At 61.2% G+C, this 23,906-nt stretch carries 22 protein-coding genes and 1 tRNA gene; 11 read left to right on the top strand and 12 right to left on the bottom strand.

Translation table 11 applies throughout. The features are described from left to right. Positions 1–39 precede the first annotated feature (39 nt). Positions 40–1,092, top strand: a complete 1,053-nt coding sequence (locus tag J3A65_RS14510; protein WP_209901881.1) for a low specificity L-threonine aldolase — start codon at positions 40–42, stop codon at positions 1,090–1,092. 3 nt (positions 1,093–1,095) lie between these two features. Here J3A65_RS14510 and J3A65_RS14515 read toward each other — a convergent pair whose 3' ends face one another. Further along, entirely contained in the window at positions 1,096–1,953 is an 858-nt protein-coding gene (locus J3A65_RS14515; protein ID WP_062460971.1) for a LysR family transcriptional regulator, read from the bottom strand. Between the two features lie 97 nt (positions 1,954–2,050). Here J3A65_RS14515 and J3A65_RS14520 point away from each other — a divergent pair, with 97 nt between their 5' ends. Further along, positions 2,051–3,052, top strand: a complete 1,002-nt coding sequence (locus tag J3A65_RS14520; protein ID WP_062582327.1) for a bile acid:sodium symporter family protein — start codon at positions 2,051–2,053, stop codon at positions 3,050–3,052. 155 nt (positions 3,053–3,207) lie between these two features. On the opposite strand, the gene J3A65_RS14525 is transcribed toward J3A65_RS14520, so the two are convergent. Beyond that, positions 3,208–3,690: an Hsp20 family protein gene (locus J3A65_RS14525; protein ID WP_062460976.1), complete on the bottom strand. Its 483-nt coding sequence runs from the start codon at positions 3,688–3,690 to the stop codon at positions 3,208–3,210. A 291-nt stretch (positions 3,691–3,981) separates the two neighbouring features. On the opposite strand from J3A65_RS14525, the gene J3A65_RS14530 reads away from it, so the two are divergent. Next, positions 3,982–4,971 (top strand): alpha/beta hydrolase, encoded by a 990-nt coding sequence (locus J3A65_RS14530; protein WP_209901883.1) that lies wholly within the window; start codon positions 3,982–3,984, stop codon positions 4,969–4,971. Positions 4,972–4,977: 6 nt separating this feature from the next. Here J3A65_RS14530 and hisN read toward each other — a convergent pair whose 3' ends face one another. Together hisN and J3A65_RS14540 are read right to left on the bottom strand one after the other, a co-directional pair. After that, entirely contained in the window at positions 4,978–5,754 is a 777-nt protein-coding gene (gene hisN / locus J3A65_RS14535) for a histidinol-phosphatase (protein ID WP_209901886.1), read from the bottom strand. A gap of 373 nt (positions 5,755–6,127) precedes the next feature. Beyond that, positions 6,128–7,015 (bottom strand): N-formylglutamate amidohydrolase, encoded by an 888-nt coding sequence (locus J3A65_RS14540; protein ID WP_209901888.1) that lies wholly within the window; start codon positions 7,013–7,015, stop codon positions 6,128–6,130. Between the two features lie 180 nt (positions 7,016–7,195). Between J3A65_RS14540 and cpdR1 the strand changes: the two genes are divergently transcribed. Together cpdR1 and J3A65_RS14550 are read left to right on the top strand one after the other, a co-directional pair. Beyond that, positions 7,196–7,558 carry a response regulator CpdR1 gene (cpdR1, locus tag J3A65_RS14545; protein WP_062460988.1) on the top strand — a complete coding sequence of 121 codons (363 nt, stop codon included), beginning with the start codon at positions 7,196–7,198 and terminating at the stop codon, positions 7,556–7,558. A 97-nt stretch (positions 7,559–7,655) separates the two neighbouring features. Then, a tRNA-Val gene (locus tag J3A65_RS14550) sits at positions 7,656–7,730 on the top strand. 314 nt (positions 7,731–8,044) lie between these two features. Here the strand turns inward: J3A65_RS14550 and J3A65_RS14555 are convergent. The 4 genes from J3A65_RS14555 to J3A65_RS14570 all read right to left on the bottom strand — a co-directional run bounded on the left by J3A65_RS14555 (position 8,045) and on the right by J3A65_RS14570 (position 12,043). Beyond that, entirely contained in the window at positions 8,045–8,218 is a 174-nt protein-coding gene (locus tag J3A65_RS14555) for a DUF1328 domain-containing protein (protein ID WP_082471987.1), read from the bottom strand. 100 nt (positions 8,219–8,318) lie between these two features. Next, the gene (locus tag J3A65_RS14560) at positions 8,319–9,380 is read right to left on the bottom strand and encodes an ABC transporter ATP-binding protein (RefSeq protein WP_062582208.1); all 1,062 of its coding nucleotides are present in this window, start codon (positions 9,378–9,380) and stop codon (positions 8,319–8,321) included. After that, complete coding sequence (locus tag J3A65_RS14565) at positions 9,377–10,957, bottom strand: iron ABC transporter permease (protein WP_209901890.1); 1,581 nt, start codon at positions 10,955–10,957, stop codon at positions 9,377–9,379. The genes J3A65_RS14560 and J3A65_RS14565 overlap by 4 nt, the downstream gene beginning before the upstream one ends. 72 nt (positions 10,958–11,029) lie before the next feature. Continuing rightward, positions 11,030–12,043: an iron ABC transporter substrate-binding protein gene (locus J3A65_RS14570; RefSeq protein WP_245341553.1), complete on the bottom strand. Its 1,014-nt coding sequence runs from the start codon at positions 12,041–12,043 to the stop codon at positions 11,030–11,032. Positions 12,044–12,201: 158 nt separating this feature from the next. Here J3A65_RS14570 and J3A65_RS14575 point away from each other — a divergent pair, with 158 nt between their 5' ends. From J3A65_RS14575 to J3A65_RS14585, 3 genes are all read left to right on the top strand, one after another. Continuing rightward, positions 12,202–14,271: an ATP-dependent helicase gene (locus J3A65_RS14575; RefSeq protein ID WP_192086031.1), complete on the top strand. Its 2,070-nt coding sequence runs from the start codon at positions 12,202–12,204 to the stop codon at positions 14,269–14,271. 82 nt (positions 14,272–14,353) lie between these two features. Then, positions 14,354–15,094: a pentapeptide repeat-containing protein gene (locus J3A65_RS14580; protein ID WP_209901894.1), complete on the top strand. Its 741-nt coding sequence runs from the start codon at positions 14,354–14,356 to the stop codon at positions 15,092–15,094. A 171-nt stretch (positions 15,095–15,265) separates the two neighbouring features. Continuing rightward, positions 15,266–16,108, top strand: a complete 843-nt coding sequence (locus tag J3A65_RS14585) for a DMT family transporter (protein ID WP_174196783.1) — start codon at positions 15,266–15,268, stop codon at positions 16,106–16,108. Between the two features lie 140 nt (positions 16,109–16,248). On the opposite strand, the gene J3A65_RS14590 is transcribed toward J3A65_RS14585, so the two are convergent. The 4 genes from J3A65_RS14590 to J3A65_RS14605 form a co-directional block, all read right to left on the bottom strand. Further along, positions 16,249–16,503: a type II toxin-antitoxin system ParD family antitoxin gene (locus J3A65_RS14590; RefSeq protein ID WP_209903534.1), complete on the bottom strand. Its 255-nt coding sequence runs from the start codon at positions 16,501–16,503 to the stop codon at positions 16,249–16,251. An 83-nt stretch (positions 16,504–16,586) separates the two neighbouring features. Continuing rightward, positions 16,587–17,294, bottom strand: a complete 708-nt coding sequence (locus J3A65_RS14595) for a DUF1003 domain-containing protein (RefSeq protein ID WP_092659788.1) — start codon at positions 17,292–17,294, stop codon at positions 16,587–16,589. A 4-nt stretch (positions 17,295–17,298) separates the two neighbouring features. Then, complete coding sequence (locus tag J3A65_RS14600) at positions 17,299–19,092, bottom strand: ABC transporter ATP-binding protein/permease (protein WP_209901896.1); 1,794 nt, start codon at positions 19,090–19,092, stop codon at positions 17,299–17,301. A gap of 137 nt (positions 19,093–19,229) precedes the next feature. After that, a complete protein-coding gene (locus J3A65_RS14605; protein WP_062461012.1) occupies positions 19,230–20,453 on the bottom strand; it encodes an ROK family protein in 1,224 nt (407 codons plus the stop codon). A 244-nt stretch (positions 20,454–20,697) separates the two neighbouring features. Between J3A65_RS14605 and J3A65_RS14610 the strand changes: the two genes are divergently transcribed. The 3 genes from J3A65_RS14610 to J3A65_RS14620 all read left to right on the top strand — a co-directional run bounded on the left by J3A65_RS14610 (position 20,698) and on the right by J3A65_RS14620 (position 23,784). Next, positions 20,698–21,723: a sugar ABC transporter substrate-binding protein gene (locus tag J3A65_RS14610; protein WP_209901898.1), complete on the top strand. Its 1,026-nt coding sequence runs from the start codon at positions 20,698–20,700 to the stop codon at positions 21,721–21,723. A 190-nt stretch (positions 21,724–21,913) separates the two neighbouring features. Then, a complete protein-coding gene (locus J3A65_RS14615; protein ID WP_113109742.1) occupies positions 21,914–22,993 on the top strand; it encodes an ABC transporter permease in 1,080 nt (359 codons plus the stop codon). Beyond that, positions 22,993–23,784 (top strand): ATP-binding cassette domain-containing protein, encoded by a 792-nt coding sequence (locus J3A65_RS14620; protein WP_062461891.1) that lies wholly within the window; start codon positions 22,993–22,995, stop codon positions 23,782–23,784. The genes J3A65_RS14615 and J3A65_RS14620 overlap by 1 nt, the downstream gene beginning before the upstream one ends. Positions 23,785–23,906: the final 122 nt, after the last annotated feature.

A 23,906-nucleotide genomic window follows, 5' to 3' on the forward strand; every position in this document is an offset into this window, starting at 1 on the left:
GCCCCGCATCTTATCCCACATCGCTTGCAAGGTAACGTCATGTTCTTCGCCTCGGACAACTGGGCTGGCGCCCATCCCGCAATCAATGAACGCTTGTCGAAGGAATCCACCCGCTTTTCCGCGGCCTACGGCAACAGCGAGCTCGACCGCTCGATCGAGGCTCGCTTCAACGAGATGTTTGAACGCGACGTCGCCGTCTTCTTTGTCGCGACCGGCACGGCAGCCAATTCGCTAGCGCTTGCCAGCGTCGCCCGCCCCGGCGGCCTCACCTTTTGTCATTCCGAAGCGCATGTGATCGAGGACGAATGCGGAGCACCCGACTTCTTCTCGGGCATGCGCATGGTCGCGGTCGAGGGACCGGCCGGCAAAATGCTGCCGGAAAACCTCGTGGAGCGCATCTCACGCTACCCGCAGGACGCCATTCACCACGGCCGCGCCGCCGCCATCACCATGACGCAGGCAACAGAAGTCGGCACGATCTATACGCTCGATGAAATCGACGCGATCGCAAAGATCGCCAAGGACAACGGTCTGCCGCTGCACATGGACGGGGCCCGCTTCGCCAATGCTCTGGTCGCGCTTGATTGCTCGCCCGCCGAGATGACCTGGAAGCGCGGCGTCGACGTGCTGTCCTTCGGCGGCACCAAGAACGGCTGCTGGTGCGCCGAGGCGATCGTGTTCTTCAATCCTGATCTCGCCAAGGATTTTGCATTCCTGCGCAAGCGCAGCGCACAGCTGTTTTCGAAATCGCGCTTTATCGCAGCCCAGTTCGACGCCTATCTGAAGGACGACCTGTGGATGGGTCTCGCCGGCCATGCCAACACCATGGCCGATCGCCTGCGCACTGGCTTCGGCGCGCTCAACAGCGCCCGGCTTGCCTGGCCGACGACATCGAACGAAGTGTTCGCGGTCCTGCCGAAAGCCTCAGCCAAGGCCGCCGAAGAACAGGGCGCACGCTTCTACAACTGGCCGGCACCCCGCGACATTCCGGAAAAGGTCAAGGCAGACGAAGTGCTCATCCGCATGGTCACATCGTTTGCGACCACTGAAGAGGACGTCGACCAGTTCCTGTCGATCTGCGCTTCCGCCTGATCGTCAGCCCTGCTTTTGTGGCGCAATCTGCGCCGTAATCAGGCTGGACAGGGCCTCGACCAGCGCGGCATCTGCGCCGCGCCTGGAAATCAGCACGAACTCGACATCCTGCAGCGTTGGCAAACGGTCCCCGGTGATCTCCTTGAGGCCTTCGGGCGCCATGCTGCGCGGCTGCACGAGCACGCCCATTCCCGCCCGCGCCGCAGCCGTCAGACCGCTGAGACTGCCGCAGGTGCAGACGATCCGCCAGGACATACCGGCTCCATCCAGCGCCTCTTGCGCCACCCGCCGCGTGATCGAGGGCGACGGGAAGGCGATCAGCGGCAGAGCATCGGTCCGGTCGATCATGCGCTCCGGATCCCGCGCCAGCCACACAAGCGGCTCGCGGTAGAGCAGACGCCCATGGGTTTCCCCCACATGCCGTTTGGCGAGAACCAGATCGAGATCGCCCGCGTCCTGCATCTGGTTGAGCACGGCCGACAGCGCCACGGTCAGCTCCAGATCGACCAGTGGATGCAGACGAATAAAATCTTCGAGAATGCCCGTCAGCCGGCTCGCAACCACATCCTCGGAAACGCCGAGCCGCAATCTGCCACGCAGCCGGCTTTCGCCGAACAGCGACGACACCTTGCTGTTCAGATCCAGCATTCCGCGCGCATAGCCCAGCAGCGCCTCCCCTTCCGTCGTCAGCCGCACGTGGTGCGTATCCCGCGAAACGAGCTGACGCCCGAGCGACTTTTCCAACCGCTGGATATGCTGGGTAACGGTCGATTGTCCGAGCCCCAGCCGCGCTGCCGTATCGGTAAAACTTCCCGTCTGCTCCAGCACGAGAAAACTGTTCAGGTGATGCAGGTTGAGCATGGTTATCCGACTTCACGATAGCTGTTAGTGTTTGCATTCAAATTCATGATAAGCGAAGACAGCCTCGACAAACAATGAAATCGTCGAAGGATTTTCCATGCGCCGCTACCTGCCGGATCGCTTCACAGTCATGCTCGTCTGCACCGTCATCCTCGCCTCCTTCCTGCCGATCCAGGGTGTATGGGCGGAATGGTTCGGGGTGGCGACAGACATCGCCATCGGCCTGCTCTTCTTTCTGCATGGCGCGCGCCTGTCGCGGGATGTGGTGGTTGCAGGCGTCCTGCACTGGCGCCTGCATCTGACGATCCTTTTGACGACGTTTGCGATCTTCCCGATCCTTGGGCTCATGATCGGGTTCGTTCCGGAAGACATCCTGCCGGCACCGCTCTACATGGGCATCCTCTTCCTCTGTGTGCTGCCGTCCACCGTGCAGTCGTCGATCGCCTTTACCTCGATGGCGGGCGGCAACGTGCCGGCGGCAATCGTTGCGGCATCCGGCTCCAACATCCTCGGCATGTTCCTGACCCCGCTTCTGGTCGGCCTGCTTCTGTCGACGACTGGCGACGCCGGCGTTTCGACCGATGCCATCCAGAAGATCGGTCTTCAGCTTCTGGCACCGTTCATCGCCGGCCAGATCCTGCAGCCGTGGATCGGCAACTGGATCCGCTCCAAGAAAAAGATCCTCTCGCCCGTCGACCGCGGCTCGATCCTGATGGTCGTCTACCTCGCCTTCTCGGAAGCGGTCATCGAAGGGATCTGGAGCCGATTTTCGGTGAGCGACATCGCCGCAGTCGTCGTCATCGACATGCTGCTTCTGACCGTCGTCATCTGCATCACCATGTTCGGCAGCAGACTGCTCGGCTTCAAGAAAGAAGACGAGATCACCATCACCTTCTGCGGCTCGAAAAAATCGCTGGCAAGCGGCGTACCGATGGCCAACGCCATCTTCTCCGGCCAGTCGGCCTCGATCGGCGCCATCGTACTGCCGATCATGCTGTTCCATCAGATCCAGCTGATGGCCTGCGCTGCGATCGCCCAGAAATACGCCGATCGCGCCAGGGCCAAGGAAGAAGCCCTCGCCAAGGTCGCCGCAGCCTGAAACCGGCGTGCAGACCTTAAGGTGTGCCAATCAGGGCCGAAGCTTTGGCCCTGATCAATCCCACGCAAAAAACGCCCCCTCCCGGCGTGGGAAGAGGCGTCTGTATGCTACCCGTGACTGGAGGTCATTGGGCTGTCATTACTCTCCGTGGCGGGTCAGTTGACCTGCTGCGGAGCGATCTGCGCTTCGATCGTCTTGACGCTGTCGGAAGCATCGGCCGCAATCGAGATACGGCGTGGCTTCAGCGCTTCCGGAATGTTGCGCACCAGATCGATGTGCAAGAGACCGTTCTTCAGCGAAGCGGTTTCGACTTCCACGTGATCGGCGAGCTGGAAGCGGCGCTCGAAGGCGCGCTTGGCGATGCCGCGGTAGAGATATTCGGTCTCGGCACCGGCTTCGTCATCGCTCTTCTCGCCCTTCACGGTCAGCGAATGGGCCTGGAATTCGATCGAGAGTTCCTTCTCGTCAAATCCCGCGACAGCCATCGTGATGCGATAGGTGTTGTCGCCGGTCCGCTCGATATTGTAGGGCGGATAGCTCTGGGCCTGATCGCCAAGGTTGCGATTGTCGAGCAGATTGAAGAGACGGTCGAAACCGACGGTGGAGCGGTAAAGGGGGGAAAAATCGACGTGACGCATAAAGTCCTCCATTGAAGCGACGTTGCGGTTTAGCTTTGGTGTCTCACCCCGTTCTGGCGATGAAGACCCCGTTCTGCAGGCCCTTTCGGCGCCTGCAGAGGAAAGATGGGAATTGATTTTCCGTCATTCAAGAGGTTTTTTGTCGGGGGAAATTCATCCGGTGACGGGCTCGGCTTTCTGGTTATAGGCCGGCAGGTCAGAGTTCTCCGCTCCGGCCTCGCCTCTATCCGCATCCACCATTTCAGATGATTTCACTTGACGTGGCGGCCCGGATCGCTTGAGCCTGTCGGCATGACTGACACGCCCCACGCCTCACAGACCCTGTTGCGATCGACCCCGGAAAATCCGGCGCCGGCCGATTACACCGCTGGCCATTTCACCGGTCACCGCGGCACGAAGCTGCGTTACGCGCTTTTCCGCTCACCGGTCTCACCGGCCCGCGGCACGATCGTGCTGCTGCAGGGGCGCAATGAGTTCATCGAGAAATATTTCGAGACTATCCGCGAGCTCAACGCGATGGGCCTGTGGGTCGCGACCTACGATCTGCGCGGCCAGGGCGGTTCCGACCGCGAGACACGGCATCTGAAAAAAGGCCATGTCAGACATTTCTCCGACTACCAGAAAGACCTCGACATCTTTCTCGAGCAGATCGTGCTTCCGGATGCACGCCTGCCTTTTTTTCTGATCGCCCATTCCACCGGCGCACTGATCGCACTGTCGTCGGCGCCGAAACTCGCCAACCGGATCAGCCGCATGGCGCTGCTGTCGCCCTATATCGGCTTTCAGGGCCAGGCCCTGCCGGAACGCATCGTCTGGCCGCTTTCGACGGTCATGCGCTGGACCGGGCTCGGCAAGATCCAGCTTGGCGGAGACAAACGCTTCATACCCTTCGAACGAAACGGCCTGACCGGCGATCGCACCCGCTTCGAGCGAAATCTCGGCCTCTACGCCGCCTATCCGGAACTGACAGTCGGCGCACCGACGGCCGGCTGGGTTCACGAGACCCTTCGCGCAGGCCGGCGTGTCTCGTCGCAGGCGCATCTGACACGGATCACCATTCCGACGCTGATCATCGCGCCTGTCCTCGATGGCGTCGTGCCGTATTCGGCGCAGGAGGAACTATCGCGAAATTTCCGCGCGGCACAGCTCATCACCATCACCGGCGGCCGCCATGAGCTGCTGCAGGAAAAGAATATCTACCGGGCCCAGGTGATGGCGGCGCTCGAGGCCTTCATGCCCGGTCTCGATGGCGGCATAGACCTTAGCGAAACCGCGGCCTGACCCGTCTTATCGGCGCGCCAGCAGCGCAAGCGCTTCGGCGTGCACGCTACGCGAACCGGCGGCGATGATATTGCCGCCGTTCTCCGGCCGGCCACCATCCCAATCGGTGATGATGCCGCCCGCCTGCTCGATGATCGGGATCAGCGCACCGACATCATAGGGCTGCAGATTATTCTCGACCACGAGATCGATATGACCGCCCGCCAGAAGGCAATAGGCGTAGCAATCGCAGCCATAGCGGAACAGCCGCACCTTCTCTTCGATCGAGCGGTAAAGGGCCAGATCCTCGCCCTCGAAAATATGCGGTGACGTGGTGAAGAGAACCGCATCGGATAGCTGTCCGCAGTCACGCACGGCAAGGACGGCCTCACCACCCGGGCCGCGATAGGTTGCGACCTTGCCATCGGCAAAATAGCGTTCGCCGGTAAACGGCTGGTCCATCATGCCCATCGTGGCCCGACCATTCGACTGCAAGCCGATCAGCGTGCCCCACAGCGGCACGCCTGAGATAAAGGCCCGCGTCCCGTCGATCGGATCGATGACCCAGACATGCTCGCGGTCGAGCCCGACATTGCCATGCTCTTCGCCCAGGATGCCGTGTTCGGGGAAACGCGCCTCGATCAAGGTCCGGATCGCGGTTTCCGCCGCCCTGTCGCCCTCGGTCACCGGATCGAAACCGCCGGCCAGCTTGTTGACGACGGAGACACCGGTGCGGAAGCGCGGCAGCGTCTGCTCGCGGGCGGCATCGGCAAGCGTATCGAAAAAAGCGCGATCAGGCAGCATCAACAACTCCGTCCCAGAAAAGCTGCCCCCGTTCTAAAGCAGGTCTTGACGCTTAGAAAGGCCTGAACCGTTCTTCGACTGACCAAAACGTGATCACTTCGCCAAATAATGATGCAATTTTCATCAAGTCAAATAATTGATTGACAAATGTGCATAACGGACGTAGCGTCTTCATACAGTCTTTGACTGTAAATACCCTCCTTGGGTGTTTCCTCCCTAGACTTAGCCGCGCTGTAAGCGCGGTTTTTTTTGTCCAAATACAGGGATGGAAGGATATCGCTCGATGAGCACGCAGATGTCTGCATGCTGCGGCATTGAGTTCTGTCAGGGAGTCGGCTACCTCGGCGATCGAAGTCAGCCTGATGCGGGGAAACTATTCCGCTGCGAGCGCAGTGTCGCCGGCCGAGAAATCAGCGACGAAGTCGGCCATCTGGCGCATGAAGAGCGAGAGTGCGGCGGCGATCGCATCAAATTCCGGCCGCTTCGAAAGCGTCCCCTCATCCACGTAAAGCCCGCGGTTGATCTCGATCTGCAGCGCGTGCAGGCCGCGCACGGGCCGGCCGTAGTGTTCGGTGATGAAGCCGCCAGCATAGGGTTTGTTGCGCACGGCGGCAAAACCCATCTCACTCAGGAAGCTGAGCGCTGCGCGCGAAATTTCGGCAGACGCGCTTGTGCCGTAACGATCGCCGATGATGAAGTCGGGCTTCACGTTCGAACCCGAAAGCCGGATATTGCCAGGCATCGAATGACAATCAATCAACACGCAGATGCCGAACCGGGCATGCGTGGCCGCGATCAGCCGGCGTAGGCAGGCATGGTATGGCTTGTAGATTGCCTCGATCCGGGACAGGCCCTCCACCACCGAAAGCTTGCGCCGGTAGATATCCATGTTCTCGGCGACGATGCGCGGAATGGTGCCGAGGCCACCGGCAACGCGCATCGATCCGATATTGGCGTAAGGCGGCAACGGACCATCGAACATACGCGGATCGAGTTCGAACGGCTCGCGATTGACGTCGAGATAGGCCCTGGGGAAATGGGCGGCCAGCAAGGGCGCGCCAAGTTCCGGCGCATCGGCGAAGAGATCGTCGACATAATGATCTGCCGAACGGCGAATCGACATCGAGTCGAGATTGCTGTCGGCAAGAAAGCTTTCCGGGTAGCACCGGCCGCTATGGGGAGAGTTGTACACGAAGGGAATGGTTTGCCTGGCGGGTTCCCTTACCTCGAAATGCTCAGGATCGCCGGCGTTGAAATCCATTCCGTTTTTACCATGTCATGAACAAGTCGGATGAGGTATGTTGCCAGTTGCCCGGCGGGAAGTCCATACTATGTAATCCCACCAAGGCTGCTTCGGCTCTTATTAAACGGATGTTTACCGTCAATTGAGAGTGTAGACGGCCATACAGCCACGACTCATAGACAGATAGCGGTCCCCGAGATGCTTCCAAAAATCCTTCTCGCCGAAGATGACAACGACATGCGCCGGTTCCTGGTGAAAGCGTTGGAAAAGGCGGGCTACAAGGTCATTTCCTTCGACAACGGCGCCAGCGCCTACGACCGGCTCCGCGAAGAGCCTTTCTCGCTGCTCCTGACCGACATCGTCATGCCCGAGATGGACGGCATCGAGCTCGCCCGGCGCGCGACCGAACTCGACCCCGATCTCAAGGTCATGTTCATCACAGGGTTTGCCGCCGTCGCTCTGAATTCTGATTCGAAGGCCCCGAAGGATGCAAAGGTTCTCTCCAAGCCCTTCCACCTGCGCGATCTTGTGGATGAAGTGAACAAGCTTCTGGCCGCGTAAGCCCGGTTTTCCGGCGGCTGTCAAAAAGACTTCACAAAACCGGAAAAAGCCTATTGACGGCACATCGGTTTCTGTGGTCTTAAGCCGCCCATCGGATGGGCGTATAGCTCAGCGGGAGAGCACTACGTTGACATCGTAGGGGTCACAGGTTCAATCCCTGTTACGCCCACCATCCTGATTAGCCGCAAGGCACGAAAGGCTTCCGGGAAACCGGAAGCCTTTTTCGTTTCAAGCCGTTAACCGACCGCATAACGTCCCGTCACCATTCTTCCATCCGTAACAATACCAATAGCGCGAGGCTTGCGGATGCGGGAGCTTGTGGGTCTGAGTTTGTGGCTGGCCTCTCGGCCAGTGGCACTCAGGCGGCCGGGGTCGTGTGGGGCTCTGGCCGCTTCAATAGCGCTTCACTTCCCGAATTTACCGCAAACAAAAGCCGCCCGTGGAAGCTCCAGGGCGGCTTTGCTGTTTTGATCCTTGGGGTCTTTCTTAGAAGACCACGGCGCCTGCCGTCAGTGCCAGAACCAGGAAGATCAGGAAGATCACGATAGCGATAAAGAACAGGATTTTCGCGATGCCCGCGGTGGCAGAGGAGACGCCGGAGAAGCCGAGGAAGCCTGAAATCACGGAGATGACGAGAAAGATGAGAGCCCATTTCAGCATGGTATTATTCCTTCATATTTGATGCGGGAACAACGTGACAAAAGGTTCCAGGTTCCAGCGCCGTGATGGCCGCGAAGAAATATTCCGGCAAAAATGTGAACTACGCGTCGGCAAGCAGATGCACTCGTCCCGAGATGCCGATCGACACCCGGTCGCCTGACGCAAGCAGCTCGCGGCCGGGGATATCCAGGCGGAAGGAAATCTCGCCCTCGGCGATACCGTCTCCGGCGAGTGTTATCCTCGCATCAAGCGATGGCCCGCAGAAAACCACGTCGCTGACCACAGCCGAGACCCCGTTGTCCGGCGCGTATTCGATCCGGCTGACGGTAAACTGCTCAGGCCGGATCATGATCTGCGCCCGGCCGCGATAGGTGACGTCCGCAACCTCTAGCCGGCCGATCGGGCTGTCGGCTATCCCGTCGCCGACCACGGCCGGCAGCACGACCGCTTCTCCGAGGAAGGTGGCCGTCGCCCGGTCGACGGGTTTCAGATAGACCTCGCGCGGCGTGCCGACCTGGGCGAATTTTCCCGCCCGCATCACGACCAGCTCATCGGCGAAGGCAAGCGCTTCCGCCTGGTCATGGGTCACGAGAATGGTGGTGACGCCGGCAGCAGACAGTACGTCGGCCACAGCCTTTCGGGTGGCGGTCCTCAGGCCCATGTCGAGCGCCGAGAAGGGTTCGTCCAGCAGCATCAGCCGTGGCCTGCGGGCAAGCGCCCTTGCCAGCGCCACGCGCTGCTGCTGGCCGCCGGAAAGCTGATCCGGCTTGCGGGCAAGCATCGCCCCGTCGAGTCCGACCATCTCCATCAGTTCCGCAGCCCTTGCCTGTTTGGCCGTGCGATCCGCGTCCATGCCGAAACCGATATTGTCGAGCACCGAGAGATGCGGAAAAAGGCAACCGTCCTGCGCCACGATGCCGATATTACGTCGGTAGGCAGCAACATGCGCGTCCGCATTGGACATGATCTCGCCGCCAAGCGTGATCGAGCCGGCGTCAGGAACCTCGAACCCGGCGATCAGCCGTAGCAGCGTGGTCTTGCCGCAGCCGGAAGGGCCGACGATGGCCGTGCGGCTTCCGCTTTGGGCTGCAAGGTCGACACCGGCAACGGCTGCGACGGAACCGTAGCTCTTGGCAACGGAGGAAAGGGTAAGCAGCGTCATCGCCCGGCGATCTTTTTTGACTGGTGGTGAAGGAGAAGGGTAAGCGGCAGCGAAAACAGGATCATCAGCAGCGCATAGGGTGCGGCTCCCGCATAGTCGATCTCGCTGGTCAGCGCCCAGAATGCCATGGCAAGCGTGCGCGTGCCGTTGGGCGCAAGCATCTGGGTCGCGGTCAGCTCGTTCATGATGCCGAGCGAGGAAAGCGCCATGGCAGATGCAGCGCCGGGCGCCGCCAGCCGCACTGTGGTGGACCAGAGCGCCCGCGCGGGCGAACGTCCGAGACTTTCGGCCGCCTGTTCCAGCTCTGCCGGCACCTGCGCGATGCTGGCGCGCAGGCTGACCAGCGCCCGCGGCAGAAACATGATGACGTAAGCGATGACGATCGTCGCCACCGTCTGGTAAAGCGGCAGCATCACCCGGATCGAGATCGTCACCAGAGCGAGCGCGACAACCACGCCCGGCATCGAGCTTGCGAGATAATAGCAGCCTTCGAGAAACCGACTGGAACGCGTCGGGCGGCGCACCGAAAGCCAGGCGATCGGCACGGCGGCAGCAGCCGTCGCCACACCGCCGATCACGCAGATCGTCAGCGTCTGGGAAAGGGCCAACCCGATCTCGCTGAATTGCCAGATATCAGCACCACCGGCGATCAGCCAGCGCCCGAGCGTCAGCACCGGCACGCCAAGCGAAACCGCAGTAGTCACGACCGGCAGCAGCAGGCAGGGATATCGCCAGACGCCAAGCGAGGCGCGCACCGGATGGCGGGCAACGCCCGACCCGATCCGGGCATAGCGACGGCGGCCCCGCACGGCGGCATCGACGCCGATCAGCACGAAGCAGCAGGCAACCAGCACCAGCGCCAGCATATGCGCTGCAACGCCGTTGTAGGTGGACTGGAACTGGTCAAGGATTGCCGTCGTGAACGTATCGAACCGGATCATCGCATAGAGCCCGTATTCCGACAGGAGATGCAGGCTGATCAGCAGCGCCCCGCCACACAGCGACAGTCTGAGTTGCGGCAACACGACACGCCGCAAGACCGCAGCAGGCGAAAGACCGAGAGAGGCCGCCTGATCCTCGAGCGCTGGATCGATCAGCCGAAGCGCCGCCGACACGGGCAGGTAGACGAAGGGAAAGTAGGTCACGACCGAGATCGCCACGCCCGCTCCAAGCCCGTTCAGCCGCGGCCACATACCGATCCAGGCATAGGACTGCACGAAGGCGGGAATAGCGAGCGGCACGATGGCAAGCCAGGCCCATAGCTTTGCGCCCGGCAGGTCGGTGCGCTCCGTCAGCCATGCAAGCGCTGTTGCAAGAACCGTCGCGACCGGCACCGTGAAGACGATCAGCGCAACGGTATTGAACAGGAGGTCGCTGACACGGGAACGGAAGATCAGCTGCGCTGCCGTTTCCCAGCCGGTCGCAACCGTTGCCCAGAACACGAACCCGAGCGGCGTCAGCGTCAGGGCGGCAATCGCAACGGCGATTGCCAGCGTCCAAGACGATCCGGCAAGGGGTTTCCCCGCAGGCTTCCGGCGCGGCCGGCTGGCAACCATGCTCTCGGTGGTAAACGTCATCGCGTGCTCAAGAAAGAAGAGACATCGCAGGTACGCCCTGCGATGTCCGTGCGCAACAGGATTCGATGGTGTTTAGAGAATGCCGGCGGCTGTCATCATGTCGGTGACCTTGGCATTGTTGAGGCTCGAAGGCTCGACCTTCGGCGCCTGAAGGTCGGCAATCGGAACGAGCGCCTTGTTGGAAGCCTCGTCCTTGCCGACGGCGTATTCGAACGAGGTGCCGTCACGCAGAATCTTCTGGCCGCCCTTGCCGGCAAGCCATTTCAGAAATGCCTGCGCCTGCTCCTTGTGCTTGGAAGAGGCCAGAATGCCACCGCCGGAGATCGACACGAAGGCGCCCGGATCCTGGTTCTTGAAGTAATGCAGCGCAACGTTCTTGCTATTTTCGCCGGTCTTCGCCTGATCGCCGAAATAGTAGTAGTGATAGATCAGCGCGCCTTCGAACTGGCCCGCATTGACGGCCTTCATGGCGGTGGAATTGCCCCGCACGGCGGTGAAGTTCTCTTTCATGCCCTTCAGCCAGGCAGCAGTTTCCGGCTCACCCTTCAGCTGCAGAAACGCGCCGACGATCGCCTGGAAATCGGCGCCCGATGGAGATGCGGCCCAACGGCCCTTCCATTCGGGCTTGGCGAGATCGAGCATCGATTTCGGCAGCTTGTCCTCGGTGAGCTTGGTCTTGTCATAGGCAAACACGGTGGAGCGCGCGGCAATTCCGGTCCAGTGACCGTTGGCCGGGCGGAACTGCTCGGGAACGAGATCGAGCGTTGCCTTGTCGACAGGCTCAAACAGCCCCTTGCCATCGACAAGCGCCATGGCCGGCGAATTTTCCGTCAGAAACAGGTCGGCCGGCGAGTTGGCGCCTTCCTGCACAATCTGGTTTGCCATTTCGAGGTCGGATCCGTTGCGCACCGTAATGACGATGCCGGTCTCTTCCTTGAAGGCCTCGACCCATTCCTTGGTCAGGCCCTCGTGCTGGGCATTGTAGATCGTCAGGCTGTCGGCGACCTGCGCGTTGGCCGGCATGGACAGAGCGAGTAGCGAAACGGCGAGCGAAGCTCCGGCCGAAAGAGCAGACACAATTTTCAAGTTTGCCTCCAATTCATAAGCGTCATCGCATCGATAGCCAAAGCCGACCTGCGTAGTCAAGTTTAAGAATCGAACGGGGATGGAGACCGATTGCGGCAAATGCCGGCGAATCAGGTAGAGCTGAAACGAACACATCAAGAACATGCCTCGGAAGCTGAATGTCGGTTGCTTATCTGGAAAAATTGAACGAGGCCCAGCGCCGCGCGGTCGAACATGGTTCGGACGTGCCGGATGGCGGCGCGGCGGGACCGCTTCTGGTGATTGCAGGCGCAGGCTCCGGCAAGACCAACACGCTTGCCCATCGCGTCGCCCACCTGATCGTGTCGGGCGCCGATCCGCGCCGCCTGCTGCTGATGACGTTTTCCCGCCGTGCGGCCTCCGAAATGGGCCGCCGCGTCCAGCGCATCTGCCGCGAAGTGATGGGGGCGAAGTCCGGCGTCATGACCGATGCGCTGGCCTGGGCCGGCACGTTTCACGGCATCGGCGCAAGGCTGTTGCGGATCTATGCCGAACAGATCGGCCTCGACCAGGAATTCACCATCCACGACCGTGAGGATTCCGCCGACCTGATGAACCTCGTTCGCCACGAGCTCGGCTTCTCCAAGACGGAGAGCCGGTTTCCGACCAAGGGCACCTGCCTTGCGATCTATTCGCGCGCCGTCAATTCCGAGACGCCGCTGGACGAGGTGCTGAAGACCTCCTTCCCATGGTGCCTTGCCTGGGAACCGCAGCTGCGCGACCTGTTCGCCTCCTATGTGGACGCCAAGCAGGCGCAGAACGTTCTCGATTACGACGATCTTCTGCTCTACTGGGCGCAGATGATGAGCGAGCCGCTGATTGCGCAGGATGTCGGCGAACGGTTCGATCACGTCATGGTCGACGAATACCAGGACACCAACCGGCTACAATCCTCGATCCTGATGGCGATGAAACCCGGCGGCCGCGGCCTGACGGTGGTGGGCGACGACGCCCAGTCGATCTATTCGTTCCGTGCCGCCACGATCCGCAACATCCTCGATTTTCCCGCGACCTTCGACCCGCCGGCCAACATCGTCACGCTCGACCGCAACTACCGCTCGACCACCACCATTCTGGCAGCCGCCAATGGCGTCATCGAACTTGCCCGCGAGCGGTTCACCAAAAACCTGTGGACCGACCGGCAGTCGGAGGAGCGGCCGCGTCTGGTCACCGTCAAGGACGAGACCGAGCAGGCGAGCTATATCGTGGAAAAAATCCTCGAGAACCGCGAAACCGGCATGTTGCTGAAGCAGCAGGCCGTGCTGTTTCGCGCCTCGCACCATTCCGGTCCGCTGGAAGTGGAACTCACGCGCCGCAACATTCCCTTCGTCAAGTTCGGCGGCCTGAAATTCCTCGATAGCGCCCATGTGAAGGACATGCTGGCGGCTCTGCGCTTTGCCCAGAACCCGCGTGACCGGGTTGCGGGGTTCAGGCTTCTGCAGCTCATTCCGGGTATCGGCCCGCAAACGGCGGCAAAGATCCTCGATGCGATCGCAGCCGATCCGGAACCGCTGGCAGCACTCCAGGAAATCCCCTCGCCTCCAAGGTCCGGCGAAGACTGGCCGGCCTTTGTCGAGATGCTTGGCGCCGTCAGGAAAAGCGAAGGCTGGCCTTCCGAAATCGGTCTCGCCCGCCAATGGTACGAGCCGCATCTTAGCCGCATCCACGAAGATGCCGACACCCGCAAGGCCGACCTTCTGCAACTGGAGCAGATCGCCTCGGGCTACGCGTCGCGCGAACGCTTCCTCACCGAACTGACGCTCGATCCGCCGGATGCGACGAGCGATCAGGCCGGCGTTCCGCTGCTGGACGAGGATTACCTGATCCTTTCGACCATCCATTCCGCCAAGGGCCAGGAATGGCGCTCGGTTTTCCTGCTCAACTGTGTCGACGGCTGCATTCCCTCCGATCTCGGCACCGGCACGACGGCCGAGATCGAGGAGGAACGGCGGCTTCTCTATGTGGCGATGACGCGGGCGAAGGATCATCTACATCTGATCACGCCGCAGCGATTCTTTACCCACGGCCAGCATTCCCAGGGCGACAGGCACGTCTACGCCTCGCGCTCCCGCTTCATCCCGGCAACGCTCCTGCAGTTCTTCGAAAGCACCGCCTGGCCGGTGGTGGCGCAGATGACGGAAGCCGAACGCCAAGCCCGCCACCAGATCCGCATCGACGTAACCGCAAGAATGCGCGGGATGTGGCGGTGACCCCCAGAGCGAACGAGAGCCCGCTGTCACACCGCGAACGTGGCGTGGGCTTATAGGCAGTACGCCCGACATTGGAGATTGCGTGGTGGAGAAATCGTCGCTGGAAGCCGCATTCTCGATGAAGGAACCCGTCATCGGCCTCCGATTTGCATCCGAAGACCTGACCGATTTCATCACGTCCGAGTCGAAATTCGCAGATTGCCGGTTCAACGACTGCGTCTTCGACGGCGCGAAGATCAGGGAATGCGAATTCATCGGCTGCAGCTTTTCCAACTGCTCCTTCAAGGAAGCCGAGTTTTTCAACTGCATCTTCGTCGATCGCGAAACGCAGGCAGGATCTGCGTGGAATTACTGCGACCTCAACGAGGCGAAGTTTAAGGCTTGCAACCTTTCCAACAACCGCATCGTCAAATGCGAGGCCTTCCTGCTCGAGATTACCGACTCGTCGGCTGTCGGTCTGCAGTTCGACGCCGAGGTTCATCGCAAGATCAGCAAGCGCATGATGTTCGGTGGTGTCGTTCTCCAGCGTTGCAAGCTGCAATACGCGGTGTTTGCGGCCGCAAGCTACGAAGAGAGCCGGTTCGAGAGCTGCGATCTCAGAGACTGCTCGTTTGTCGACAGCAATCTGAGCCGCGTCAGCCTGATGGGTTCGAGCCTCAACAATATCGATTTCACCGGCGCGACGCTTGATTTCGCCAACCTCTCGCAGGCGACCTTCGACGAGATGGATCTTGCAGCCATGGCGTCGTTCAAGGGCATGACTGTCAGCCGCGACCAGCACGAAAACCTGCTCCGCTCGATGGGAATTCTGACGTCGGGATAAGCAGCAGACACAACCGGTGGGCGGAAAGGCTTTCCTTTCAAACCGAAAAAGCATTAGAGCGACCGTTCTGCGTCGAAGGAGACTGAAGTGGACAGCAATCAATCGGCAAGGGCCTCGCGGGCGACGTCGTCAGCCCAGCCGGCCCCGTCGACGAAGAAGGCTGCAGCGTGGATGCTGACGTCGATCAGCCTGCTGCTGCTGATGGCGATTTCCGGCCGGATCATCACCCGCGAGATCGACGTCTTCCAGGTGATGGAAATGCGCTCGATCATCGCCTTCTTCATGCTTTTGCCGCTGGTGTTTCGCGAGGGCGGCTTCAAAGCCATGCGGACCACCATCCTGCCGGCCCATATCGGCCGCAACGTCGCCCACTATATCGGCCAGTTCGCCTGGCTGATGGGCCTGACGCTGATCCCGCTCGCGCAGGTCATCGCCATCGAATTCACCGCCCCGATCTGGGCAGCGCTCATGGCAGCGGCTTTCCTCGGGGAGAAGCTGACATGGCGCAAGGGTGCGGCGATCGGCTTCGGGCTCGCCGGCGTGCTTCTGATCCTGCGGCCAGGCGCCGCCCCGCTCAACCCCGGCCACCTGATCGTGCTGGGCGCTGCCTTCTTCTTCGCCATCTCCTTCATCACCACCAAGCTCCTGACGCGCACCGACAGCGCCACCAAGATCATCTTCTGGATGCTGATCATCCAGTCGATCATCGGGCTGATCCCGGCAATCAGGGTATGGACCTGGCCGTCCGCGGGGATCTGGCCGTGGATCTTCCTGATCGCGTTCACCGGGACATTCGCGCATTACTGCATGGCAAAGGCGCTGTCTTATGCCGATGCGACGGTGGCGATGCCGATGGATTATCTCCGCGTGCCGGCCTCGGCCCTCATCGGCTACCTTCTCTACGCCGAAGCCATCGACGGCCTGACCGCCGCCGGCGCAATCCTCATCCTCGCCGGCAACCTCTTCAACCTGCGACGCCCGAACGCCGGAAGAATCCAACAGACGCCGCCGTGAGATCGGTTTAGTCTTGTTCCTTGAATGCTGCGGGGATATCGCGCGCCGTGCAGGATGCGCTCAATTCTCACACCATCCTGGGACACGGTGTAGAACATCACGTACCGTTTGAAGTGGATGCAACGAAGCCCGGTCGCGCATCAGGAGCGGCGTCCGCCATATCTGGCTTCAAGCCGATCGAAGACGTCATCCGCCGGAATGCCCGGCCCACTCTCGATCCCGGTGCGTATATCCGCCTTCAGTGCGTCGAAGCCGGCCTTGCCATGCTCCTCCATCTCTTCGAGCAGGCGAAGGCTATCGCGCATGACTTCGCTTTCGCTTGCATAGCGTCCGCTTTCCACCAGCCTGCGCACGAAGCTTTCGTAATGGGGGCCGAGTTCATAACTGGAAGGCATAAGATCCACGCTTGTTTCCTCGAAATTATCAATCTCCGAGATCCACGTAAAGCGTGTCCCCTCTCATCCCTCACGCCGACTGATCATCGTTTCTCCAGCAACTCGATCTGGATCTGCTGCAGTTCCGCGAGCCGTTCCCACTGCTTGGCCATCTGGTGATCGATCTTTTCATGCAGCTGGCGGATTTCGAGTTCGGCTCGAAGGTTGACCATGTAGTCGTTTTCGCTGCGCAGCCGGTCCTTGTCCTCCTGCCGCCTCTGGCTCATCATGATGACGGGTGCCTGCAGGGCGGCAAGCGAGGACAGGACGAGATTGAGCAGGATGAACGGATAGGGGTCGAACGGATCGGCGGACAAACCGACCACGTTAAGCGCCATCCACAAAACCAGCACGGCTAAAAAGGACAGGATGAAGGTCCAGGAGCCTCCGAAGGCGGCGACCCTGTCGGCGACCCTTTCCCCGAACGTTTCCGCCTGGTCGATTGCGGCGGGCGCGCCCGCCTGAACCGTCAGCGTTCCCTTTTCGAAACTGTCGAGCACGCGGGCGTCAAGCTCGGTGATCTCGCCCCGCTCCTCTTCCAGCAGTGCCTCCACGTAGCGCCGCCTGAAGCGCGCCAGATCCTCGTCGCAGATCAGACTGTCGGCGCTACAGGTCTTTACCTCCTCCGCGATCATCTCGAAGAGATGCGGCCTTAGAGTGCCCGCCTTGTGAAGCTTCGATACCGCAAACGTGCGACCGCAGATGAGGCATTGCCCGGTTCTCCCTGTCGTTTGAGAAGCATGCTTACCCATTGTCTCAAGCCTCGTTCTTCGTATCGACAGCCAGGAGCGGCGCCAGATGAAATACCTTTGGTGAAAATCTGTCCGAAAACACGTCGGAGCGGCCGATATAGATCAGTGTCGAGCCGGTAAGCCCGGCCAGCACGTCGAGCAACAGCGCCTGCGTCTCCGGTTCGAGCCCTTCCAGGACGTCGTCCATGATCAGCCAGTCCGGCTTTCGAAGCACGGCATTGGCGATCTGCAGCGCCACTTCCTCGTCCTTGTCGAGCAGCCGGTCCCATCGCTCCACCTCGTCGAGTTTATCGACGAGCCGATGCAGACCGACTTTCTCCAACGCTTGCGCCAGCGCCGCGTCGGTCATGTCGGGAATGCCATCGCGCATGCCAGCGGGCCCAGTCGCCGGATAGGTCATGACCTCGCGCAGCGATGCGGTCGGCAGATAACCTTCCTGCGGCATCATGATCATCCGATCTGCGGCCGGCAGTCGGATCTCGCCCTTGCCCCAGGGCCAGATGCCGGACAGTGCCTGGAACAGAAGATGCCGGTCTGTCCCCGGATTGCCGTTGATCAGCACCCGCTCGCCGGGCCGGATGGTGAACGCGCCTTCGGCGACCCTGATGCCATGGCCGTCCCCGCCCTTGTCGGGTTCTCCGAAAACCGCAAGGTCGGTCACGGACAGCACGTCCTCCCCATCGCTTTTCCGGTAGGTGAGGACGGAGCCTTCCATCGCCGGCGTATCCATCGAAACCAGTGCGTTGCGGAACGAGGAGACACGGCCGAGCGTCGCCCGCCAGTCGGCGATGACGCTGAAATTTGCAACATACCAGCGCAGCGCCTGGTTGACCTGGTTGAAGGCGCCGACCGCCATCATCAGACCGCCGAACGAAAGATTGCCGGAAAAATACATCGGCGAGGCAATGATGATCGGCGCCACCAACGCCAGCCAGCCGAAACCGGCCGACACCCAGGTGAGGTTGGTGAGCGCCCAGGCAAGCTTGCGCAGCATGCCGAGCACGCCATCGATTGCGGTGTGAACGCGGAAAAGCTCGCTTTCCTCGCCGCGCGCAAGCGTGATCGGCTTCATGTTCTCGTTCGCCCGCACAAGGGTCGCGCGCAGATCAGCCTCGCGGGCATAGCGCTGCGCATTCAGCCGCGCCAGCCGGCTGCCGACAACGTTGCTCATGACGGATCCGAAAAGGGCGTAGAGGATCGTCGCCCACAGCATATAGCCGGGAATGACAATGGTACGACCTCCGATCTGCAGGCCGAAATCAGTCGAGATCGACCATAGCACGCCGATAAAACTTGCAAGAAGAATGGTCGAATTGACGAGACCGATCGACAGTGACGTCGTGTTTTCGGCCAGGATGCGGGTGTCCTCATGCAGTCTCTGGTCCGGATTGTCGGCGATCGCGCCGGCACCGGCAAGCTTCAGGGCCCGCCCCGGCGTCAGCCAGACATCGGCGAGATCGCGGGCCAGCCCTTCTCGCATCCGCATCGCAGCGATCTGGTTCAGCCATTGCTGGATGACGTTGAGCAGTGTCAGGAGCGAGGCGAGGACTCCGAACACCACAAGCTGGTGGAGGAATTCGGGCATGTCGCGCCGCGCCAAGGCATCGTAGAACGGTCCGTTCCACTCGTTCAGCCGATAGGTGGCGTAGGTGGTCGCGAAGATGACGCAGAGCAGCGCGGCCGTGAGCGCGAGAACGGGATTGCGCACCGGGGACGCCCAGAACGCCCCTGTCATCATTTTGAGCTGGCCAGACAGAGGAAGTTCATAGGGCTCCGCCTTATCTTGCGAATTCACCATCTGCCGCCGGCTCCTGCCTGTCTGTGTCGAGTCCTAACTACCACAAGGGAATTGCGAAGGTGCGAGAAAGGCGTGCCGTTCACGGCTGACCGGGAACAGCGTCGAGCGTCCCACGATCGAATGCGGACGTCCGCTCGTCACATCGCCTTGAACAGCACACTCGGATCGGTGAGGTATTTCGCAAAGATCGGCAGGCTGGCGCCGCCGATGGCGCGGGCGTGGCTGCCGACCTTGCCCTCGATGATATCGGGGATGATGACACCTTGCAGATCGAGCCGCTTGACGGCCTCGATCGTCTCGGTGACGATCCGCTTGCGCACCCATGACGGAAATCCGCCATCGATCACGGCAGCCCCGAAATCGATGATCGAGGCGCTGGCAATGATCGCCTGGGCAAGCGCTGCCGCCGTCTCGCCGATCCACAGATCGAGCGGCGCCCCGAAATCGATCCATTCGTCGGCCGAATACCAGAGCGGCTCCGGATCGATCCCCTTTTCCTTCAGCATGTTCTCGAGAACGAAAATCGAAGCGACGTCGAGCAACTGCCGGGTTGAACCGTCCCTGCCGCGCACCGGAAGTGGCGCGACGGCGCCGGCAGTCCCGGTTCGGCCGGAAAACACGGCGGAGTTCAGAACGATGCCGCCGCCGATAAATGACCCGATGAAGAAATAGACGAAGTCCGGATAGGATGGACCGATCCCGAACACCAGCTCCGCACCGCAGGCGCTGGTCGCGTCGTTCTGCAGGTAGACGGCATGCTTGGTCGAGGCGGAGACCTCCTGCTGCAGGTCGAAATCGCGCCAGAGGTCCATCGCGCCCGCAGGCGCGCCGACCTCATCTGCCCAGTTCCACAGTTCGAACGGCGCCGAGATCCCGATGCCGGCTATCCGCTCACGCTCGACCATGCTGAGCTGGCCCTCGAGCCTGCCGATCCCCTTGCCGATGATTTCGATGATCTTCTGCGGCACTGGGTAGGCATAGGTTTCGTGATGATGCATCCGGATCTGCCCGACGAAATCCATCAGCACCAGATCGGCGCTGCGCCGGCCGATTTTCACCCCGAAGGAAAACACGGCATCGGGATTGAGCCGCATCGGTACCGACGGCTGCCCCACCCGGCCGCGGATCGGTTCGCCGCGCAGCAGAAGCCCGTCCTTTTCGAGCGATCGCATGATCACCGACACAGTCTGCGCCGACAGTCCGCTGGCGCGGGTAATGTCCGCCTTCGACATTTCGCCGTGCATGCGAACAAGCGAAAGGACCAGCCTCTCGTTATAGGCACGCACGCGAACCTGGTTCGATCCGCCCGAAAAACTGCCGAGCGGCATCGACCCTGTCGCGGTACTTCCCGCGATCGACATTGGAACTCCTCCCGAAACTCGCCGTGGATCGTCATCTCCACGCATGCCGAATATGCCACCGTGGATAAATAATTCAATCGGAATTAATTATTGACAGCTCATGGAAAACTGGTCTTAATCCGGGCTGCAGAGGACATGGGAGGCTTGGAGACGGCGCTCGTCGAATTCGATGGCACCCGGTGTTTCTGAACATTTGCATCAATCGCCCCAGACCTGGGGAAAAGATCTCTCGGGAGGAGATATCATGAAGAAGACAGTGCTTTCTGGCGCCTTTGCGGCGCTTGTCCTCGGCGTTGCGTTTTCCGCTCCGGCGCACGCAGCCGGCGTCTCCGCCTGCCTCATCACCAAGACAGATACCAATCCCTTCTTCGTCAAGATGAAGGACGGCGCAACCGCGAAAGCCAAGGAACTCGGCGTCACGCTGAAATCCTACGCCGGCAAGATCGATGGCGATTCCGAAAGCCAGGTTGCGGCGATCGAAACCTGCATCGCCGATGGCGCCAAGGGTATCCTGATCACCGCGTCCGACACCAAGGGCATCGTGCCGAACCTCAAGAAGGCTCGCGACGCCGGACTGCTGATCATCGCGCTCGACACGCCGCTGGAGCCGATCAGCGCTGCCGACATGACGTTTGCAACCGACAACCTTCTCGCCGGCAAGCTGATTGGCCAGTGGGCCAAGGAAACGCTCGGCGACAAGGCCAAGGAAGCCAAGGTGGCCTTCCTCGACCTTACCCCGTCGCAGCCTTCCGTCGACATCCTGCGCGACCAGGGCTTCATGATCGGTTTCGGCATCGATCCGAAGGATCCGAACAAGATCGGCGACGAAGACGATCCGCGCATCGTCGGCCATGACGTGACCAACGGCAATGAAGAAGGCGGTCGCACCGCGATGGAAAACCTTCTCCAGAAGGATCCGACCATCAACGTCGTTCACACGATCAACGAACCGGCAGCAGCCGGCGCCTATGAAGCGCTGAAGGCCGTCGGTCGCGAGAAGGACGTGCTTCTGGTCTCCGTCGACGGCGGCTGCCCAGGCGTCAAGAACGTTGCCGGCGGTGTCATCGGTGCAACCTCGCAGCAGTATCCGCTGCAGATGGCGTCGCTCGGCATCGAGGCGATCAAGAAGTTCGCCGATACCGGTGAAAAGCCGAAGCCGACTGCCGGCAAGGATTTCTTCGACACAGGCGTGACGCTCGTGACCGACAAGCCGGTTCCCGCGATCAAGTCGATCGACACCAAGGAAGGTCTGAACAAGTGCTGGGGCTGATCCCCACCTGCATTTGAAAGATCAAACCACTACCCTCCCCGCAACGGGGAGGGCTTGATCCGGCGGCAACCGCTCAGACAATCCCTGCGTCCGCCGCAAGTCTTCTCCCACCGGGGTGGGAGAGATGGCCGGCAGGCCGGAGAGGGTCTCTAACTGTCGAGCGACAACGGAATTTCTCGGAGGAACATCCATGACCGAGCCAACGGCGGCATCGCCGCATCATGACTACGAAAAGGTTCTGAAGGACAGTTCGACCGACGTCGCATCCTTCGACGGCGACAAGAAAACGCCAGTCCAGAAATTCCAGCACTTCCTGCACACCAGTCCGTCGGCGGTTTCGCTGATCGTCCTCGTCGCAGCCCTGCTGGTGTTCGGCATCCTTCTCGGCGGAAAATTCTTCAACGCCTTCTCCCTGACGCTGATCCTGCAGCAGGTGGCAATCACCGGCATTATCGGCGCGGCACAGACGCTTGTCATCATGACCGCCGGCATCGATCTTTCGGTCGGCGCCATCATGGTCCTTTCCTCTGTCGTCATGGGCCAGATGGTCTTCCGCTACGGGGTTCCTGTTGAAATCGCCATTCCCTGCGGCTTCGCGGTCGGCGCGATTTGCGGCTTCATCAACGGCTTCCTGATCGCCCGCGTGAAACTGCCGCCCTTCATCGTCACGCTCGGCATGTGGCAGATCGTGCTTGCCACCAACTTCCTCTATTCCTCCAACGAGACGATCCGCTCGCAGGAAATCGAGGCGACGGCTCCGCTTCTGCAGTTCCTCGGCACGACGTTCAAGGTCGGCGGCGCCGTCTTCACCTTTGGCGTCGTCGCGATGGTGCTTCTTGTCGCGGCACTCTGGTACGTCCTCAACCAGACCGCCTGGGGCAGACATCTTTACGCAGTCGGTGACGATCCCGAAGCGGCAGAGCTTTCCGGCGTCAACGTCAAGCGCATGCTGATTTCGGTCTACGTTCTGGCCGGCACCATCTGCGCGCTTGCAGGCTGGGTCTCGATCGGCCGCAACGGCTCGGTTTCCCCGACGGTCGGCCAGTTCGCCAACATCGAATCGATCACCGCCGTGGTGATCGGCGGCATATCGCTGTTCGGCGGCCGCGGCTCGATCCTCGGCATGGTGTTCGGCGCCCTCATCGTCGGCGTGTTCTCGTTCGGCCTTCGAATGCTCGGCACCGACGTGCAGTGGACCTACCTCCTGATCGGCGTGCTGATCATCGCCGCCGTCGCAATCGATCAATGGATCAGAAAGGCAGCCGGCTGATGGCACGCGATCCGAACACTCAACCCATCCTCGCCGCCCGCGGACTGGTCAAGCGCTACGGCCGCGTGACCGCCCTCGACAACGCGGATTTCGACCTCTACCCGGGTGAAATCCTCGCCGTCATCGGCGATAACGGCGCCGGCAAGTCGTCGCTGATCAAGGCGATTTCAGGCGCGATCCGTCCCGACGAGGGCGAGATCACGCTGGAAGGCAAGCCGGTCCAGTTCCGCTCGCCGATCGAGGCCCGCGATGCGGGCATCGAGACCGTCTACCAGAACCTCGCGCTCTCGCCGGCACTGTCGATCGCAGACAACATGTTCCTCGGCCGCGAAATCCGCAGCAAGGGTTTCATGGGCAAATACCTGCGCAAGCTCGATCATGGCGCCATGGAAAAGTTTGCCCGCGGCAAGCTCTCCGAACTCGGCCTGATGACCATCCAGAACATCAACCAGGCGGTCGAGACACTCTCGGGCGGTCAGCGCCAGGGTGTCGCTGTGGCGCGCGCTGCGGCCTTCGGTTCCAAGGTGATCATCCTCGACGAACCGACGGCGGCGCTTGGCGTCAAGGAAAGCCGCAAGGTGCTGGAACTGATCCTCGACGTGCGCTCGCGCGGCATTCCGATCGTGCTGATCAGCCACAACATGCCGCATGTCTTTGAAGTCGCCGACCGTATCCACATCCACCGGCTCGGAAAACGCCTGACCGTCATCAACCCGAAGGACTACACGATGTCGGACGCGGTGGCTTTCATGACCGGCGCCAAGGTCCCGACGGAAGCCGTCGCCGCTTAGCGGAAATATCTGTGGCGCCCCTCACCCTAAACCTCTCCCCCCTCGCGGGGAGAGGGGACGTGCCTTGATTGAGGCGTAGAGCAAGCGGCTCGCGTCTTTCACTCCGCCTTCGGGGAGAAGGT

Origin of the sequence: Rhizobium sp. PvP014 (genome assembly GCF_017876855.1) — a bacterium.
Classification (GTDB): Bacteria; Pseudomonadota; Alphaproteobacteria; order Rhizobiales; family Rhizobiaceae; genus Neorhizobium; species Neorhizobium soli.

Coding starts and splice junctions, on each gene's coding strand:
- J3A65_RS14510 (WP_209901881.1), top strand. CDS start 40: ATGTTCTTCGCCTCGGACAACTGGGCTGGCGCCCATCCCGCAATCAAT.
- J3A65_RS14515 (WP_062460971.1), bottom strand. CDS start 1,953: ATGCTCAACCTGCATCACCTGAACAGTTTTCTCGTGCTGGAGCAGACG.
- J3A65_RS14520 (WP_062582327.1), top strand. CDS start 2,051: ATGCGCCGCTACCTGCCGGATCGCTTCACAGTCATGCTCGTCTGCACC.
- J3A65_RS14525 (WP_062460976.1), bottom strand. CDS start 3,690: ATGCGTCACGTCGATTTTTCCCCCCTTTACCGCTCCACCGTCGGTTTC.
- J3A65_RS14530 (WP_209901883.1), top strand. CDS start 3,982: ATGACTGACACGCCCCACGCCTCACAGACCCTGTTGCGATCGACCCCG.
- hisN (WP_209901886.1), bottom strand. CDS start 5,754: ATGCTGCCTGATCGCGCTTTTTTCGATACGCTTGCCGATGCCGCCCGC.
- J3A65_RS14540 (WP_209901888.1), bottom strand. CDS start 7,015: ATGGATTTCAACGCCGGCGATCCTGAGCATTTCGAGGTAAGGGAACCC.
- cpdR1 (WP_062460988.1), top strand. CDS start 7,196: ATGCTTCCAAAAATCCTTCTCGCCGAAGATGACAACGACATGCGCCGG.
- J3A65_RS14555 (WP_082471987.1), bottom strand. CDS start 8,218: ATGCTGAAATGGGCTCTCATCTTTCTCGTCATCTCCGTGATTTCAGGC.
- J3A65_RS14560 (WP_062582208.1), bottom strand. CDS start 9,380: ATGACGCTGCTTACCCTTTCCTCCGTTGCCAAGAGCTACGGTTCCGTC.
- J3A65_RS14565 (WP_209901890.1), bottom strand. CDS start 10,957: ATGACGTTTACCACCGAGAGCATGGTTGCCAGCCGGCCGCGCCGGAAG.
- J3A65_RS14575 (WP_192086031.1), top strand. CDS start 12,202: ATGTCGGTTGCTTATCTGGAAAAATTGAACGAGGCCCAGCGCCGCGCG.
- J3A65_RS14585 (WP_174196783.1), top strand. CDS start 15,266: ATGCTGACGTCGATCAGCCTGCTGCTGCTGATGGCGATTTCCGGCCGG.
- J3A65_RS14590 (WP_209903534.1), bottom strand. CDS start 16,503: ATGCCTTCCAGTTATGAACTCGGCCCCCATTACGAAAGCTTCGTGCGC.
- J3A65_RS14595 (WP_092659788.1), bottom strand. CDS start 17,294: ATGGGTAAGCATGCTTCTCAAACGACAGGGAGAACCGGGCAATGCCTC.
- J3A65_RS14600 (WP_209901896.1), bottom strand. CDS start 19,092: ATGGTGAATTCGCAAGATAAGGCGGAGCCCTATGAACTTCCTCTGTCT.
- J3A65_RS14605 (WP_062461012.1), bottom strand. CDS start 20,453: ATGTCGATCGCGGGAAGTACCGCGACAGGGTCGATGCCGCTCGGCAGT.
- J3A65_RS14610 (WP_209901898.1), top strand. CDS start 20,698: ATGAAGAAGACAGTGCTTTCTGGCGCCTTTGCGGCGCTTGTCCTCGGC.
- J3A65_RS14615 (WP_113109742.1), top strand. CDS start 21,914: ATGACCGAGCCAACGGCGGCATCGCCGCATCATGACTACGAAAAGGTT.
- J3A65_RS14620 (WP_062461891.1), top strand. CDS start 22,993: ATGGCACGCGATCCGAACACTCAACCCATCCTCGCCGCCCGCGGACTG.